The following is a 17,566-nucleotide window of genomic DNA, read 5'->3' on the forward strand; positions in this document are numbered from 1 at the left end:
GATACGCTGCAAAAGGTTAACAGACTGTTACCATGCGATTGTCATACCGCTCTGTCGCTGGGGAAACGTCCATGATAGACGGTGCCGCATGAATGGGGGTTCGATCACCGGGCTGCAACAGCCGCACCAGCATTCGGACGGCGGCCACGTCGCCCAGGACGAAGCACAGCACTGGCTGGCGGAGGCGGTGGCCGAACCCGAACCGATCAAGCGCAACTGGATCGGACCGACGCTTGCCGGGATCGCCGTGCTCGGCTGGACCGGCGGGATGCTCGCGTGGAGCGCGCCGTCGCTGCCCGCGCTCGGGCCGATCGGGCTGGTGTCGTTCATCGCCGCGCTGTGCGTCCCGCCGATGCTGCTCGGCGTCGGCTGGCTGCTGCTGCGCCGGAACAGCCGCGCGGAGGCGCGCCGCTTCGCCGCCACCGCACAGGCGATGCGCGCCGAGGCACAGGCGCTTGATGTCGTCGTCACCCGCATACGGCAGACGCTGGCGGAATCGCGCAGCGAACTCGCCGAACAGACGCAGTCGCTGCTGGCGTTGGGCGACAGTGCGACCGACCGGTTGCGCGGCGTCCGTGCCGGCATGGGCGAACAGGTCGAAGCGATCGGCGATGCCGCCGTCCGGCTCGACCGGGTAACCGACGCCGCCGAACAACGATTGGCCACCGTGCTGTCGTCGCTGCCCCGCGCACGGGCCGAAGCGGCGGAAATGGCCGCACTGGTGGAGGCGACCGGCCTGTCGGCCAGCGAACGGGTCGCCGCGCTCGACGCGCAACTGACCGTCGTGGCGCAGCGCTCGCGCGAAGCCGACGAACTGGCCGGCGGCGCGGCACAGCGGCTGGCGGCGCATATGAACCGGATGGAAGCGACCAGCGAAAGCGCCGGTGCCCGGCTCGAAACCGTCATCGCCACCATGTCCGAAGCGATCGACGCCGTGCTCGAACGCGCCGCCGCCGCGATCGACGAATCGCGCAAGGCGATCACGGCGCAGGGCGATGCGACCATCGCCATGATCGAAGCGAACGGATCGGCGATCGAACGCGCCGGTCGCGAAGGCGCGGAACAACTGGCCGGACGCGTGGCCGCAATCGATGCGGCAATCCACATGCTTGCCGGACAACTCAACGACCGCCGCCGCGATGGTGAGGCGTTGCTGGCACTCCTGAACGACGGACTGGCCGGGGTCGACGACCGGTTCGAACGGCTGCGGATCACCGGTGTCGAACGGACGCACGCGGTGGCCGGATCGGTCGATGCGTTGACCCAGGTTGCCGATGCTCTGTCCGAAGCGCTCGCCAATGGTGACGTTACCGCCCGCCGCGTGATCGCCAGTGCCGAGGAAGTGCTGACCGCACTCGACGCCGCCGCGCGCGAGATGGACGAAACGCTGCCGGGCGCGCTCGATCGCCTCGACCACCGCATCGCCGCCAGTCGCGCGGTCGTGGCCCAGTCCAAGCCCGAACTGCTCGCACTGGTCACCGCTGCGGAGAGCACGCATGAAGCGATCGAAGCCATTGCGGGCGTGGTGGCGATGCAGCGCGACACGCTGTCGACGGTCCAGCAATCGCTGCTCGACACGCTCGATCGCGGTGCCGACCGGATCGAGAATGTCCGCACCATCGTCGACGAAACCATCGCCACGACGATCCACTTCTCCGAAGACGCCGCGCCGCGGCTGACCGAAGCGATGCTCCGCATCCGCGACACCGCCGAAGCCGCCAGCGAACAGGCGCGCGAAACGCTGGCAAAGGTTCTGCCCGATGCCGCCCGCGATTTGGAAGCAAAGGGCGCCCGCGCGCTCGCCAATGCGGTCGACAGCGCCGTAACCGGGCAGGTCGCCGAACTGTCCGCCATCGCCAACCACGCGGTCGCCTCGGCGATCGAGGCGTCGGAACGGCTCTCGCGACAGATGCTCGACATCGCAGACACGAGCAAGCAACTCGACGAACGCATCTCGGCCGCTCGCGCCGAACGCGAAGCTGCGGACAGCGACCAGTTCTCACGCCGGGTGTCGTTGTTGATCGAGGCGATGAACTCCGCCGCGATCGACATCGCCCGCTCGCTGTCGACCGATGTGTCGGACACGGCATGGGCGGCCTATCTGAAGGGTGATCGCGGCGTATTCACCCGCCGCGCGGTGCGGTTGGTCGACGGTACGCAGGCGCGTGAGATCGCGGCACTGTACGACGCCGATCCCGACTTCCGGGAACAGGTAAACCGCTACATCCACGATTTCGAAGCGATGCTGCGCCAGATACTGGGCTTGCGCGACGGATCGCCGATGGGCGTGACCTTGCTGTCGTCGGACATGGGCAAGCTGTACGTCGTGCTGGCGCAGGCGATCGAGCGGCTGCGCAGCTAGGCCTGCACGACATTAGAGCGAGGTCTCAGCTTCCCCCCTCCCTGACAAGGGAGGGGTCGGGGGTGGGTAGGCCAGCGAGGGAGCGCGGCGCCAGCCCCTCCCCTATCAGGCGAAAAGCGCAGTTCGTAAACCTTGAGCCGATCGACATTCAGCGACGATTGCGGATTTCCGTCATTCCCGCGCAGGCGGGAATCCATAACCGCCGACGTTTCGGTCGGAACCGTGACGCCGACGCATATCGACTCCCGCCTTCGCGGGAGTGACGATAGCAGATAGAGCAGTCGTCCCGCGTCCGGGTAACTGAATGTCGATCGCCCCTGGCGAATAAATGTCGATCCCTTTACAGGCGTAACGACCCAAGGGTGACCCGATCGTTGGGAATGCCCCTAATTCGGCGCAAACGGTCCTATCCGTTGACGATTACCCAATCGCGGGCCACGCAACGCCAACGCCAACGCCAACGCCAACGCCAACGCCGGTCCATTCCGAACGATGCTGAAGGGAACCACCCATTTCCGCCTGCATCGCGAATTTGCCCGGTACCCACACGATCTGGTCGAAACCATAATCGATTGCGGCGTCTCAATTGTAGAAGTTCAACATGTCGGCGGTTACCCAGCCATAGACATAGTTGAAATAAAACGCCCCGAACAACACCGCCGACACCAACGTCGTCCGCCATGCCATTCGCCCGAACCGGAAGCCGGATGGCGCACTGTCGGCTTGTCCCGGCACCGGGGGTTCGCCCGCTTCATGCGTCGTGTGAACCCCGAACGGCAACACCAGGAACATCGCCAGCACCCAGAATAGCAGGTAGATGGCGAGCGCCGATTGCCAGGCCATATGCTGCGCGTCAGGCCGGAATGATGAGGACGTCGACGACCGGCTTCTTGCCGGTCCAGCGCGTCGCCACCCGGCGCACCGCCAGACGGATCGCCTCGGGTAGCTTGGAACGCTCGCGCCCCTTGGCTGCTACCGTCTCGGCGGCCGCATCGACTGCTTCCTCCAGGAAGGGTTCGCGGTCTTCCTCGACCGGCACGCCCTGCACCCGGATCTGCGGCTCGCCGATCAACTGCCCGCGCCGATCGATCGCAACCGCCACCGACATATGCCCGAACGCCGCCAGTTTGCGCCGTTCGTTGATCGTCGTGCCATCCGCCGGCAGGATCACGTCGCCATCGAGCGCGAGCCGCCCGACGACCGCATGCCCGACCTTGGTCGGATTGCCCGGCGCCAGACGCACGATGTCGCCATTGGTCTGCACCAACGTCTGGTCGATCCCCTGCGCCAATGCGAAGCGGGCATGTTCCATCAGGTGGCGCATCTCGCCATGCACTGGCATCAGGATCTTCGGACGCAACCAGCCATAGAGCTTTGCCAGTTCCGGCCGCCCCGGATGACCGGACACGTGCACATGCGCCTGCCGATCGGTGACCATTTCGATGCCGGCGGCGGCGAGCTGGTTCTGGATACGACCGATCGCGACCTCGTTCCCGGGAATCTGCTTCGACGAGAAGATGACCCTGTCGCCTGATTGCAGGCTCAACTGATGCTCGCGATTGGCGATCCGTGCCAGCGCCGCACGCTGCTCACCCTGCCCGCCGGTCGCGATGATCAGCACCTGATCGCGCGGCAGCCGCATAGCGGTGTCGAAATCGACCGTCTGCGGGAAATCCTTCAGATAGCCCGTCGCCTTCGCAACCTTCAGGATGCGGTCGAGCGAGCGGCCCGCGACACAAACCTTGCGGTTGGTATCGCGCGCGACCTCACCCAGCGTGTGCAGCCGTGCCGCGTTCGACGCGAAGCTGGTAACCATCACCCGCCGCCCTTCGGCAGAGGCGATCTGTTCGAACAGCCCCTTGCGGACATCGGCTTCCGATCCCGACGCCTCTTTATTGAAGACGTTGGTCGAATCGCACACCAGCGCCAGAATGCCTTCATCGCCGATCGCGGTCAGTTCCGCCGGACTGGCCGGGGTCGCCACCATAGGTTGATCGTCGAGCTTCCAGTCGCCCGAATGGAACACCTTGCCATGCGGCGTCGAAATGACGAGGGAAGTCGATTCGGGAATCGAATGCGCCATCGGCACGAAGCGCACGCCGAACGGGCCCACATTCACGTCGCCGCCCAGCTGCACGACCTTCAGCTTCACCCGATCGGCAATACCCTCTTCATCCAGCTTGCCGCGGATCAGCCCGGCGGTGAACGGCGTCGCATAGATCGGCACGCCCAGATCGGCGGCCAGATAGGGCAGCGCGCCGATATGGTCTTCATGCCCGTGGGTGATGACGATGCCGAGTAGCTGGTCGCCGCGTTCCTCGATGAATTGCAGGTCGGGCAGCATCACGTCGATGCCGGGATAGGCCGGGTCGGCAAAGGTCACGCCGCAATCGACCATCAGCCATTTGCCGGCGGTCCCGTACAGGTTGACGTTCATGCCGATTTCGCCCGACCCGCCAAGCGCGACGAACAACAGTTCTTTCTTTGGAGTCACTCAATCTCTTTCAATGCCCGCGCCCATTCGCGGGTTCGGTTTCATTCATTCGGTTGTCGTGGAAATATGGGTGCGGCGCCACAACATCGCCAGTCCCGTGATCGTCAGGTCCTGTTCGATCGAATCGAAGACCTGCGTATGTTTCTCGAAAAGGATCGCCAGGCCGCCGGTGGCGATCACGCGGACCGGGCGGCCGATCTCCGCCTTCATCCGCGCGACCAGCCCCTCGATCATCGCGATATAGCCCCAATAAATGCCGATATGCATCTGATCGGCGGTATTGCGGCCGATGACGGTCTTCGACGCCGGGGCCTCGATCGCGATCCGCGGCAGCTTGGCCGCCGCCGTCACCAGCGCATCGAGCGACAGGTTGATGCCCGGCGCGATGATCCCGCCTTTATACGCTCCGGTATAATCGACGACGTCGAACGTCGCAGCGGTCCCGAAATCGACGACGATCAGGTCGCCGGCATGGGCGGCATGGGCGGCGATCGCGTTCAGCGCGCGATCGGCGCCAACCGCATGCGGCTCCTCGACATCCAGCGCGATGCCGAACACCGCGTCGCCGCGTCCCGCGACCAGCGCCTCGACGCCGAAATACTTGCTCGCCAGCACTTCGAGGTTGTGCAGCGCCCGCGGTACCACCGTGCCGATGATGACCGCTTCGACCACCGAGCGGTCGCGACCGCCCAGGGCCAGCAACTGGCTGAGCCACACCGCATATTCATCGGCGGTGCGCCGGGGGTCGGTCGCGATGCGCCAACGCGCGACGATGGTCTCGCCATCGACCAATGCGAAGACGATGTTGGTATTGCCGGCATCGATCGCAAGCAGCATCGAACTTCCCCGTCACGCCCGACCGGCGTGCTTCCCCTTCCCGCTAGAACGTAGCGCGGTCCACCACAAGCGCCGCGCACGATCGTCGGCTGTCCGCGTCACGCCGAAACATCGCCAGCGTGGACGGTGACGCACCGCCCGTCGTCCCCGATCAAGCGCAGCGCGCCATCGGCATCCAGCCCGCCGAAGCGGCCCGACCGTTCGCCGCCATCAGGCAAGCGTACCCGGAGCGGCGAGCCAACGGGATGCGCCTGCCCTTCCCATGCAGCATGAACGTCGGCCAGCCCAACTTGGCGCCAGATCGCCAACCACGCCGCAAACCGCTCGGCGAGTTCGGCGAGCAGAACCGCCGGGCCGACGAAAACGCCGTGCGCGGACAGCGACGTCGTCGGACGATCGGCAAGCACCGGATGCGACGCCAGATTGACGCCGAAACCGATGACGACCGCATCGCGCGATCGTTCGAGCAGAATGCCCGACACCTTGGCACCACTGATCATCAGGTCGTTCGGCCATTTTATGGTGACCATCCCTCGCGCGAACACCGACACGGCCTCCACCAACGCAACCGCCGCGACCAGCGTCAGCGTATGTGCCGCCGGATCATGCGGTTGCAGCCGGACGATCGTGCTGGCGAACAGGTTGCCGCGCCCATCGGACCACGCCCGCCCCAACCGACCGCGCCCGGCCGTCTGCCGTTCCGCCCGCAACCAGACGCCCTCTTCGGCCCCGTTTGCGGCAGCGGCGAGCAGGTCGGCGTTGGTCGACCCGGTCTCGCCGACGACGCGGATCGTCAGAACAGCGCCCGTGCCGCCGTCAGCGACCACGCCGACAGCGCCGGGATCAGGAACAGGCTGACCGGTGAGATCACTACTGCTGCGGCAAAGGTCAGGCCACCCTCGACCAGTGCCGGTTCACGCAGGAACTCCGGCGCCGGTTCGTCGAAATACATCGTCTTGACGACGCGCAGATAATAATAGGCACCGATCGTCGACGCCGCGATACCGATCACCGCCAGCGGGAACAGCCCGGCCTGCACCGCCGCGTCGAACACCGCGTATTTGGCCCAGAAGCCGAACAGCGGCGGGATGCCGGCCAGCGAGAACATGAAGATCGCCAGCGCCAGTGCCAGTGCCGGCCGCGTCCGCGACAAGCCCGACAGGCTTGCCAGCGTCTCGATCGGCTGTCCGTCGCTACCGCGCATCTGCAAGACGATCAGGAACGAGCCCAGCGTCATGACAATATAGACGGCAAGGTAGAACAACACGCCTGCCACGCCCTGCGCCGAACCGGCCGCCAGACCGATCAGCGCGAAGCCCACATTGTTGATCGACGAATAAGCCAGCAGCCGCTTGATGTTGGCCTGCCCGATCGCACCGACTGCGCCGAGCACGATCGAGGCAAGTGCCGCAAAGACCACGATCTGCCGCCACTGATCGACCGCCGGGCCCATCGCCTCGACCGCGACGCGCAGCGCCATCGCCATCGCCGCAACCTTGGGCGCCGAGGCGAAGAACGCGGTTACCGGGGTCGGCGCGCCCTCGTAGACGTCGGGGGTCCACATGTGGAACGGCACCGCCGCCAGCTTGAACGCGATCCCGGCAAACACGAAGACCAGCCCGAACAGCAGCCCCATGTTCCGCGGACCCGCATAGGCAGTCGCAATGTCGGCGAATAAGGTCGTGCCGGCAAAGCCGTACACCAGGCTGATGCCGTACAGCAGAATGCCCGAAGCCAGCGCGCCCAACACGAAATATTTCAGACCTGCTTCGGCCGAGCGCGTGTCGCGGCGCATGAAGCTGGCAAGGACGTAGGCGGCAAGGCTCTGCAGTTCGAGACCCACATAGAGCAGCAACAGGTCGGACGCCGACACCATCATGCCCATGCCGCATGCCGACAACAGGATCAGCACCGGATATTCGGGCTTCAGGTCGTCGCCGCTGGTCCGTTCGAAGAAGCGCGGCGCGATGATGATCGCCACGGCGGATGCGAAGTAGATCAGCACCTTGGCAAACGCGGCAAAGGCGTCCGCGCGGTACATACCACCAAAAGCGGTACCGCCCGACGAACCGTTACCGATCAGCGCCACCCCGGCCCCGGCCAGCACGAACACCGCCGCGATGCTGACGCCCCGCGTCGCGCCCTGCTTGCCCCATGCCGATACCAGCATCAGGACGATCGCCCCGACCGCAAGCACCAGCTCGGGCAGGGTCATCGAAAGTTGTTCGGCGTAGCTCATCAGTGCGATTCCCCGTGCGCCGCTTCACCGCCGCCCGTTCCATGTTCCGCGGCGTGCGCCGCTGCCGCCGCCGGATTGCCTGCGGTCGGCCGTGAGTCCGAAGGAGGTGCGGCACGCTCGATCCGGGCGAGCAGCAGCCCGACATCCTTGCGCATCGGCGCGAGGAAGCTTTCGGGATAGACGCCCATCCACAGCACGACCGCCGCGATCGGCGCAAGCATCACCAACTCCCGCATCGACACGTCCGGCATCGCCTTCACATCGTCATGCACCAGGTCGCCCAGCGCGATACGACGATAGAGATAGAGCGAATAGGCGGCCCCGAGGATGATGCCGGTCGTGCAGATCAGCGCAGCCCAGGTCGACACGCGATACGTCCCGGCAAGGCTCAGATATTCCCCGACGAAGCCCGACGTTCCGGGAAGACCAATCGACGCCATGGTGAACAGCAGGAAGAACACGGCATAGCGCGGCATGTTGATCGCCAAGCCGCCATAGCGAGCAATCTCGCGGGTATGCAGCCGGTCGTAGATGATGCCGACGCACAGGAACAGCGCGCCCGATACCAGGCCATGGCTGAGCATCACGATCATTGCGCCATCGATGCCGTTCTGGTTGAACGCGAACAGGCCGATCGTCACGATCGCCATATGCGCAACCGACGAATAGGCGATCAGCTTTTTCATGTCCGACTGCACCAGCGCAACGAGCGAGGTGTAGACGACGGCGATTCCCGACAGCGTCAGGATCAGCCAGGTTAGTTCGCCCGAGGCTTCGGGGAACATCGGCAGCGAGAAGCGCAGGAAGCCATATCCACCCAGCTTCAGCAACACGCCGGCGAGAATGACCGACCCGGCGGTCGGTGCCTGCACGTGCGCATCGGGCAACCAGGTGTGGACCGGCCACATCGGCATCTTGACCGCGAACGATGCGAAGAAGGCGAGCCATAGCCACGTCTGCACCTGCACCGGGAAATCATACGCCATAAGCGTCGGGATGTCCGAGGTACCGGCGGTGCGGATCATGTAGATCATCGCGATCAACATCAGCAGCGAGCCGAGCAGCGTGTACAGGAAGAACTTGTACGACGCATAGATGCGGTTCGCCCCGCCCCAGATGCCAATGATAAGGTACATCGGGATCAGGCCGGCTTCGAAGAAGACGTAGAACAGCAACAGGTCCTGCGCCGCGAACGTGCCGATCATCAGTACTTCGACGCTGAGGAACAGCGCCATATATTCGGGCACGCGGTTGGTGACCGACTTCCACGACGCGCCGATGCAGATCGGCATCAGGAACACGCTGAGCATGATGAGCATTAGCGCGAAGCCGTCGATGCCCAGCGCATAACGGAATACGCCGAAATCACCGAGCGCCGGTGCCTCGACGAACTGCCACTGTGCGCCGCCGATATCGAAATCGGCCCATAGCAACACGCCCAGCGCGAAATTGACCAGCGTGGCCGCCAGCGCCGTCCAGCGCGCGGCATTCGCCGATACGAACAGGCACAGCATCGCTGCGACCGCCGGTACCAGCAGCATCACCGACAGGATCGGGAAGCCGTTCACGAGTTATTCCCCCGAACCAATTGCTTGAAACCGCGCATCACGACGCGATCGCCCAGGTAACCGCCGCCGTCAGGCCGATCAGCATGACGAAGGCATAGGTGTAGAGATAGCCGGTCTGCATCTTGACCGCGAGGCGGCTGGAGAAGCCGACCAGTGCCGCCGACCCGTCCGGGCCGAACCGGTTGATCGTCTGTTCATCGCCACGCTTCCAGAAGAAGCGGCCAAGCGCGAACGCCGGGCGGACGAAGAGCAGATGATACAGCTCGTCGAAATACCACTTCTTGAGCAGGAACCGGTGCAGCACGCGGAACGTGTCGGCGATTCCTGCCGCCATACCCGGCCGCGCAATGTAGACGTAGAAGGCGCTAGCCAGGCCAACCAGCATCACGATCGTCGCAGCCAGCTTCACCAGCAACGGAACCTGATGCATTTCGTGCATGAGATGTTCGTTGAAGAACAGGCTGCCCTTCCAGAACGTCTCGCCCGCTTCCGGCTCAATGAACCAGTGATGGAAGACATAGCCGGCGGCGACCGCACCGATCGTCAGGACGATCAGCGGGATCAGCATCGGCAACGGGCTTTCGTGCGGATGATAGCCTGCCGTGCCTTCAGTCACCTCGCTAGCGTGCGCATCATGCGTCGAGGGGGCGTGGCCTGCATCCTCGGCGGCCGGCGGCACTGGATGGCTGCCATCGTCATGGCCGTGACCATGGGTGTCATAATGGTCACCATGACCATGACCATGCGCATCGTGCACCGCGTGCTGGATATGCTCGGACCCGGCCCAGCGCGGCGTACCGAAGAAGGTCAGGAACATCAGCCGCCACGAATAGAAGCTGGTCAGCAGCGCCGCGAAGGTACCGACATAGAATGCACCGTAACCGCCCGGACCCGATGCCCATGCCGCTTCGAGGATCGCATCCTTCGAATGGTAACCGGCAAAGCCGCCGATGCCGTAGATGCCGACACCCGTGATAGCGAGCGTGCCGGCCATCATCGCCCAGAAGGTCAGCGGAATATGCTTCCGCAAGCCACCATAGAAGCGCATGTCCTGTTCATGGTGCATTGCGTGGATGACCGAACCGGCGCCCAGGAACAGCAACGCCTTGAAGAAGGCGTGCGTAAACAGGTGGAACATCGCCGCGCCATACGCGCCGACACCCGCCGCAAAGAACATGTAGCCGAGCTGCGAACACGTGGAATAGGCGATGACGCGCTTGATGTCGGTCTGCACCAAACCGATCGTAGCCGCGAACAGGCAGGTCGCGGCACCGACCGCCGTCACCACCGCCAGCGCAGCCGGCGACGTTTCGAACATCGGCGACAGGCGGCACACCATGAACACGCCAGCGGTGACCATCGTCGCCGCGTGGATCAGCGCCGACACCGGGGTCGGGCCTTCCATCGCGTCCGGCAACCAAGTGTGGAGACCCAGCTGCGCCGACTTGCCCATGGCCCCTACGAACAGCAGCAGGCACAGCACCGTCATCGTATCGGCACGGAACCACAGGAAGCCGATCGTCGAGCCGGCCATCGACGGCGCAGCTTCGAGGATCGCCGGGATCGAGATCGTGCCGAACACCAGATAGGTGCCGAAGATGCCGAGCATGAAGCCAAGGTCGCCGACGCGGTTGACGACGAACGCCTTGATCGCAGCGGCATTGGCCGACGGCTTGCGGAACCAGAAACCGATCAGCAGGTACGACGCCAGGCCGACGCCTTCCCAACCGAAGAACATCTGGACCAGATTGTTCGCGGTCACGAGCATCAGCATCGCGAAGGTGAACAGCGACAGATAGCTGAAGAAGCGCGGCTGGTCGGGATCCTCGCTCATATAGCCCCAGCTATAGAGGTGGACGAGCGCCGACACGCTGGTGATGACGACCAGCATGACCGCGGTCAGCGCATCGACGCGAAGTTCCCACGCGATGTTCATGCCGCCCGACAGGATCCAAGTCGACACGGGGGCGACGCCAGCCTGTGCGGCGCCGGTCAGGAACGGAATGAAGATCGACCACGACAGCGCGGCGGCGACGAACAGCCCCGCCGTCGTAACGATCTTCGGCAGCGCGATGCCGAACGCGCGGTTCGACAGCCCCGCGACGATCGACGCCAGCAGCGGCAGGAACACGACGATATGGATGGCGCTCATGCGAGCACCCCCGAAACCCGAAAAGCCACCGGCATCACCCCTTCATCCGGTTGACGTCGTCGACCGCGATGGAACCGCGACCACGGAAATAGATGACCATGATGGCCAGCCCGATCGCGCTCTCGCCAGCGGCGACCGCCAGCACGAACATCGCGAAGATCTGACCGACCAAGTCACCCAGCTGCGCCGAGAAGGCGACGAAATTGATGTTCACCGCCAGCAGGATCAACTCGATCGACATCAGGATGACGATCAGGTTCTTGCGGTTCAGGAAGATGCCGAGCACCCCCAGCGTGAACAGGATCGCCGCGACGACCAAATAATGGGTCAGTCCGATCACAGCTCCACCCCCTGCCCGATGGGCTGATTGACGTTGCGCACGGCATCCTTCGCACGGCGGTTGATCTGGCGGTTGATATTCTGCGCCTTGGCATCCGCGCGCTTGCGCTGCGTCAGCACGATCGCACCGATCATCGCGACCAGCAGCACCAGACCGACGCCTTCGAAGACGTACAGGTAGCGCGAATAGAGCAGCCGCCCGATCGCCTCGATGTTCGGGACCGCGACGTCGGTCGGGGCGATCCGCTTGGCAAGATCTATGCGGGTGGCGGTCCACGCATAGGCGCCGACGACCAGCTCGATCGCCAGCAGCACCGCAAGTGCCAGACCGGCCGGCAGATAGCGGACGAACCCGGCGCGCAGTTCGGTGAAGTCGATGTCGAGCATCATGACCACGAACAGGAACAGGACCGCGACCGCACCGACATAGACGATGACGAGCAGCATCGCGATGAACTCGGCGCCACACAGGACCATCAGGCCGGCTGCATTGAAGAAGGCGAGGATCAGCCACAGCACCGAATGGACCGGATTGCGCGACGTGATCGTCAACGCGGCCGATGCCACCACGATCGTGGCGAACAGATAGAAGGCGAGTGTCTGGATCACGAGCGCTGCTCTTCCCCCTGCCCGCCCCGCGTGTTGCTGCGGGACGAAACGCTAATCGATTGGCCGGCGAAGCGAGGTTTCTCGTCCCCGCCGGTACGGAATATGCGCGCCATTACCGATAGGGCGCGTCGCTCGCAAGGTTCGCGGCAATCGCGCGTTCCCAGCGGTCACCATTCGCGAGGAGCTTGTCCTTGTGATAGATCAGCTCTTCGCGCGTTTCAGTGGCAAATTCGAAATTCGGCCCCTCAACGATCGCATCGACCGGGCAAGCCTCCTGACACAAACCGCAATAAATGCACTTGGTCATATCGATGTCGTAGCGCGTGGTGCGGCGGCTGCCATCGGCACGCGGTTCGGCCTCGATCGTGATCGCGAGCGCCGGACATACTGCCTCGCACAGCTTGCACGCGATGCACCGCTCTTCACCATTGGGATAACGACGCAATGCGTGCTCCCCACGGAAACGGGGTGAGATCGGGTTCTTCTCGTACGGGTAGTTGATCGTTGCCTTTGGCTTGAAGAAGTATCGCAGCGTCAGCGCGTGCGCCTTCACGAACTCCCACAAGGTGAACGATCGGATGGTCTGGGCGATACTCATGCTGGCAATCCTACGCGCTGGATCATCAACCAGCCCGACACGAGAAAAACGAAGGTCAGCGATAGCGGCAGGAAGATCTTCCAGCCCAACCGCATCAGCTGGTCATAGCGATACCGCGGCACCGTCGCCTTGATCCAGCTGAACACGAAGAAGAAGAAGAAGGTCTTCGCCAGGAACCAGATGATGCCCGGTACGAAATAGAGCGGTGCCCAATCGACCGGCGGCAGCCAGCCACCCCAGAACAGCAGCGCGTTGAGCGCACACATCAGGATGACGTTGGCATATTCACCGAGCCAGAACAGCGCGAACGCCATCGACGAATATTCCGTCTGATAGCCCGCGACCAGTTCCGATTCCGCCTCCGTCAGATCGAACGGCGCACGCGCGGTTTCGGCGAGCGACGAAATCAGGAACACCACCGCCATCGGGAACAACAGCGGGTTGAATCCGAAGCCGTTGATGAAGCCGAAGATATGCGCACGTTGTTCGAGGACGATCGTCGTCAGGTTGAACGACCCGGCCCACAGTACCACCGCGATAAGCACAAAACCGATCGCAACTTCATAGCTGACCATCTGCGCGGCAGCACGAAGCGCCGAATAGAAAGGATATTTCGAGTTGGACGCCCAGCCCGAAATGATGACGCCATACACCCCCAGCGACGATGCCGCGAGAATGTAGAGCAGGCCGACATTGATGTCCGCCACCACCACGCCGACATCGAACGGGATCACCGCCCACACGATCAATGCAACCGTAAAGGTGATGATCGGTGCGAGCAGGAACAGGCCACGATTGGCCGAGGACGGCACGATCGTTTCCTGCAGGAACACCTTCAAACCGTCGGCGAACGACTGCAGCAGACCCAGCGGACCGACGACGTTCGGACCGCGACGCAGCGCCATCGCCGCCCAGATCTTGCGATCGGCGTAGATGATCATCGCCACCGCCAGCATCAGCGGCAGCGCGATGACCAGAATGCCGACCAGCGTGGCGACGGTCCACGCCCAGCCATAGGGCAGACCGACGGTAGTTTCGAAAAACGAGGTCACTCGGCGGCCTCCGCGAAATCCTGGCCATGGACAAGTTCGGCCGAACAACGCTGCATCGTCGGGCTGGCCCGGCAGATCGCGTTGGTCAGATAGAAGTCGGTCACCGGGTAGGCCACCGTGCCCGACGCCTTAGCGTCGAGTGCCGGCGGGTTCCAGTCAAACCGTACCAGTCCTTCGCGTCCAAGCGCAGGCACCGCCGCCGCCATCGCCGCGCGCACGCCGGCGAAATCGTCGAACGGCAGCGTCACGCCGAGTACTTCGGCTAGTGCGCGGAAGATCGTCCAATCCTCGCGAGCGTCGCCCGGCGCGAATACCGCACGGTCGCCGCGCTGTACGCGACCTTCCATATTGACGTAGGTGCCTGCCTTTTCGGCATAGCTCGCACCCGGCAGAACGATGTCCGCCGCCGCCGCACCCTTGTCGCCATGATGGCCGATATACACCTTGGTCGCACCGGCGAACTTGGTGAAATCGACTTCGTCGGCACCGAGGAAGAACACCAGCTTCGGGTTCGCCGCGACGATATCGGCAATACCACCCGCCTGCGCATAACCCAGCATCAATGCGCCCATGCGAGCGGCAGCCAAGTGAACGACGTTGAAGCCGTTCCAAGCCGTGCCGTCTTCCAGAGAGCGGACCAGATTGCCGTCCTGTGCGAGCTTCAGCGCCGCGCCATGACCGTCCTTCAGCGCCGCCGGTCCGACGATGACCATCGGCTGCTTGGCCGCGTCCATCGCTTCCGCCGCGCGATCGGGCAGACCGCCGAGCAGCCCCAGATCGTCGCCCAGCCATTCCGCTTTGTAGGTCAGATCGACTTTTGGCCCGATCGCGAAGACGCGTGCGCCCTTCTTGATCGCCTTGCGGACGCGGGTGTTGATGAGCGGCGCTTCGTGGCGCAGGTCGGTGCCAACCAGCAGGATCGCATCGGCATCCTCGACACCCGCGATCGTCGAATTGAACGCAACCGCACCGAGGTTGGTGACGTCATAGTCCATGCCCGTCTGCCGCCCTTCGAGAAGCGACGAGCCGAGCGCGTTCACCAGCGCCTTGGCAGCGAACATCGTCTCGCAATCGAGGAGGTCGCCCGCGATCGCCGCAACCGACGACCCTGCGTTGGCTGCCGCGATCGCTGCGAAGGCGTCATCCCATTCGGCCGCGACCAGCTTGCCGTCCTTGCGGACATAAGGCTTGTCGAGACGACGACGGACCAGACCATCGACCGCATGACGCGTCTTGTCGTGCGCCCATTCCTCGTTCACGTCTTCGTTGATGCGCGGCACGCAACGCAGCACCTGCCGGCCCCGGCTGTCCAGGCGAATGTTGGTGCCGACCGCATCCATTACGTCGATGGCGAGCGTCTTTTTCAGCTCCCACGGACGCGCCTCGAACGCATAAGGCTTCGACGTCAGCGCACCGACCGGACACAGATCGACGATATTACCCGACAGTTCACTCGACACGGCCTGTTCGAGATAGCTGGTGATCTGCATATTCTCGCCGCGATAAATCGCGCCGATTTCCTCGACCCCTGCGACTTCCTCGGCAAAGCGGATGCAGCGCGTGCACTGGATACAGCGGGTCATGACCGTTTTTACGATCGGACCCATATATTTCTCGGTGACCGCGCGCTTGTTCTCGTCATAGCGCGAGCGGCCGCGGCCATAGGCGACCGACTGGTCCTGCAGATCGCACTCGCCACCCTGATCGCAGATCGGGCAATCGAGCGGATGGTTGATCAGCAGGAATTCCATCACGCCTTCGCGCGCGGCCTTCACCATCGCGCTGTCGGTGCGGATTTCCTGATTGTCGGCGGCGGGCAGCGCGCACGATGCCTGTGGCTTGGGCGGCCCCGGCTTCACCTCGACCAGACACATCCGGCAATTGCCGGCGATCGACAGCCGTTCGTGATAGCAGAAACGCGGAATTTCCTTCCCCGCCGCTTCGCAAGCCTGAAGAACCGTCGCGCCCTGCGGCACTTCGACTTCGACCCCGTCTACTTTTACCTTCGGCATTATTCGGCCGCTTCCATCATGGGCGACATGCCGCCGCCGCGCTTCTCGTTGATCCGCCGTTCGATTTCGGGGCGGAAATTCTTGATGAGGCCCTGGATCGGCCACGCCGCCGCGTCGCCCAGCGCGCAGATGGTATGACCTTCGACCTGCTTCGTGACCTGCTGCAGCATGTCGATTTCGGAGATGTCGGCGTCGCCGGTGCGCAGCCGTTCCATCACCCGCCACATCCAGCCCGTGCCTTCACGGCACGGCGTGCACTGGCCGCAGCTTTCATGCTTGTAGAAATAGCTGAGGCGACTGATCGCGCGGACGACATCGGTAGACTTGTCCATGACGATCACCGCCGCCGTACCGAGACCCGATCCGACCGCCTTGAGGCCATCAAAATCCATCGGCGCGTCGATGATGTGCTCTGCCTTGACCAGCGGCACCGACGATCCGCCGGGGATCACGCACAGTAGATTGTCCCAGCCACCGCGAATGCCGCCGCAATGCTTTTCGATCAGCTCGCGGAACGGGATGCTCATCGCTTCCTCGACCACGCAGGGCCGGTTCACATGGCCGCTGATCTGGAACAACTTGGTCCCGCGGTTATTTTCCGCGCCGAAGCTGGCGAACCATTCGGGGCTGCGGCGCAGGATCGTCGGGACGACCGCAATCGATTCGACGTTGTTGACTGTCGTCGGGCAGCCATAGAGACCCGCGCCGGCCGGGAACGGCGGCTTCAAGCGAGGCTGGCCCTTCTTGCCCTCGAGGCTTTCCAGCATCGCGGTCTCTTCGCCGCAGATATAGGCGCCAGCACCACGATGCGCGAACACGTCGAAATCATAGCCCGACCCGCAAGCATTCTTGCCGAGCAGGCCCTTGGCATAGGCTTCTGCAATCGCCGCGAACAGCGTCTCGGCCTCGCGAATATATTCGCCGCGGATATAGATATAGGCCGCCCGCGCGCGCATTGCGAAGCCCGCAACCAGCGCGCCTTCGATCAGCTTGTGTGGATCGTGGCGGATGATCTCGCGGTCCTTGCACGAGCCGGGTTCGGATTCGTCCGCATTAATAACCAGGAAGTTCGGCCGGTCGGGCTTGGGCGCCTTCGGCATGAACGACCATTTGGTTCCGGTCGGGAACCCTGCCCCGCCGCGCCCACGCAGACCCGATGCCTTGATCCGGTCGATGATCGTGTCGGGACCAAGCTGCAACAGCGCCTTGGTATTGTCCCAGTCGCCCCGCATCACGGCGGCGTCGAGGTTCCACGGCTGGAACCCGTACACGTTGGTGAAGATGCGATCCTTGTCGGCCAGCAT

Annotated in this window: 14 protein-coding genes; 1 reads left to right on the forward strand and 13 read right to left on the reverse strand. The window is 63.8% G+C overall.

The window, feature by feature from the left end:
• Positions 1-88: 88 nt before the first annotated feature.
• On the forward strand, positions 89-2,362 hold the full coding sequence (locus ASE59_RS03905) for a hypothetical protein (RefSeq protein WP_056452153.1): 2,274 nt from the start codon (positions 89-91) through the stop codon (positions 2,360-2,362).
• A gap of 582 nt (positions 2,363-2,944) precedes the next feature.
• Here ASE59_RS03905 and ASE59_RS03910 read toward each other — a convergent pair.
• From ASE59_RS03910 to nuoF, 13 genes are all read right to left on the reverse strand, one after another.
• Entirely contained in the window at positions 2,945-3,205 is a 261-nt protein-coding gene (locus ASE59_RS03910) for a DUF1467 family protein (RefSeq protein WP_056452156.1), read from the reverse strand.
• 10 nt (positions 3,206-3,215) lie between these two features.
• Positions 3,216-4,856, reverse strand: a complete 1,641-nt coding sequence (locus ASE59_RS03915) for a ribonuclease J (RefSeq protein ID WP_056452159.1) — start codon at positions 4,854-4,856, stop codon at positions 3,216-3,218.
• 45 nt (positions 4,857-4,901) lie between these two features.
• Positions 4,902-5,693, reverse strand: coding sequence for a type III pantothenate kinase (locus ASE59_RS03920; RefSeq protein ID WP_056452161.1), 792 nt, complete (start codon positions 5,691-5,693; stop codon positions 4,902-4,904).
• Between the two features lie 98 nt (positions 5,694-5,791).
• Positions 5,792-6,520 carry a biotin--[acetyl-CoA-carboxylase] ligase gene (locus ASE59_RS03925; protein ID WP_268795253.1) on the reverse strand — a complete coding sequence of 243 codons (729 nt, stop codon included), beginning with the start codon at positions 6,518-6,520 and terminating at the stop codon, positions 5,792-5,794.
• Positions 6,487-7,932, reverse strand: a complete 1,446-nt coding sequence (nuoN, locus tag ASE59_RS03930) for an NADH-quinone oxidoreductase subunit NuoN (protein WP_056452164.1) — start codon at positions 7,930-7,932, stop codon at positions 6,487-6,489. The genes ASE59_RS03925 and nuoN overlap by 34 nt, the downstream gene beginning before the upstream one ends.
• Positions 7,932-9,500, reverse strand: a complete 1,569-nt coding sequence (locus ASE59_RS03935; protein ID WP_056452167.1) for an NADH-quinone oxidoreductase subunit M — start codon at positions 9,498-9,500, stop codon at positions 7,932-7,934. Before ASE59_RS03935 ends, nuoN begins: the two co-directional genes overlap by 1 nt.
• A 37-nt stretch (positions 9,501-9,537) precedes the next feature.
• Positions 9,538-11,652, reverse strand: a complete 2,115-nt coding sequence (gene nuoL, locus ASE59_RS03940) for an NADH-quinone oxidoreductase subunit L (protein WP_056452170.1) — start codon at positions 11,650-11,652, stop codon at positions 9,538-9,540.
• 34 nt (positions 11,653-11,686) lie between these two features.
• Positions 11,687-11,992, reverse strand: a complete 306-nt coding sequence (gene nuoK / locus ASE59_RS03945) for an NADH-quinone oxidoreductase subunit NuoK (RefSeq protein ID WP_055755914.1) — start codon at positions 11,990-11,992, stop codon at positions 11,687-11,689.
• Positions 11,989-12,600 carry an NADH-quinone oxidoreductase subunit J gene (locus ASE59_RS03950; RefSeq protein ID WP_056452172.1) on the reverse strand — a complete coding sequence of 204 codons (612 nt, stop codon included), beginning with the start codon at positions 12,598-12,600 and terminating at the stop codon, positions 11,989-11,991. The genes nuoK and ASE59_RS03950 overlap by 4 nt, the downstream gene beginning before the upstream one ends.
• 112 nt (positions 12,601-12,712) lie before the next feature.
• Positions 12,713-13,198 (reverse strand): NADH-quinone oxidoreductase subunit NuoI, encoded by a 486-nt coding sequence (nuoI, locus tag ASE59_RS03955; RefSeq protein WP_056452175.1) that lies wholly within the window; start codon positions 13,196-13,198, stop codon positions 12,713-12,715.
• Entirely contained in the window at positions 13,195-14,250 is a 1,056-nt protein-coding gene (gene nuoH / locus ASE59_RS03960; RefSeq protein WP_056452178.1) for an NADH-quinone oxidoreductase subunit NuoH, read from the reverse strand. The genes nuoI and nuoH overlap by 4 nt, the downstream gene beginning before the upstream one ends.
• The gene (gene nuoG / locus ASE59_RS03965) at positions 14,247-16,262 is read right to left on the reverse strand and encodes an NADH-quinone oxidoreductase subunit NuoG (RefSeq protein ID WP_056452181.1); all 2,016 of its coding nucleotides are present in this window, start codon (positions 16,260-16,262) and stop codon (positions 14,247-14,249) included. The genes nuoH and nuoG overlap by 4 nt, the downstream gene beginning before the upstream one ends.
• Entirely contained in the window at positions 16,262-17,566 is a 1,305-nt protein-coding gene (gene nuoF / locus ASE59_RS03970; RefSeq protein WP_056452184.1) for an NADH-quinone oxidoreductase subunit NuoF, read from the reverse strand. Before nuoF ends, nuoG begins: the two co-directional genes overlap by 1 nt.

Origin of the sequence: Sphingomonas sp. Leaf10 (assembly GCF_001421245.1) — a bacterium.
GTDB lineage: Bacteria > Pseudomonadota > Alphaproteobacteria > Sphingomonadales > Sphingomonadaceae > Sphingomonas.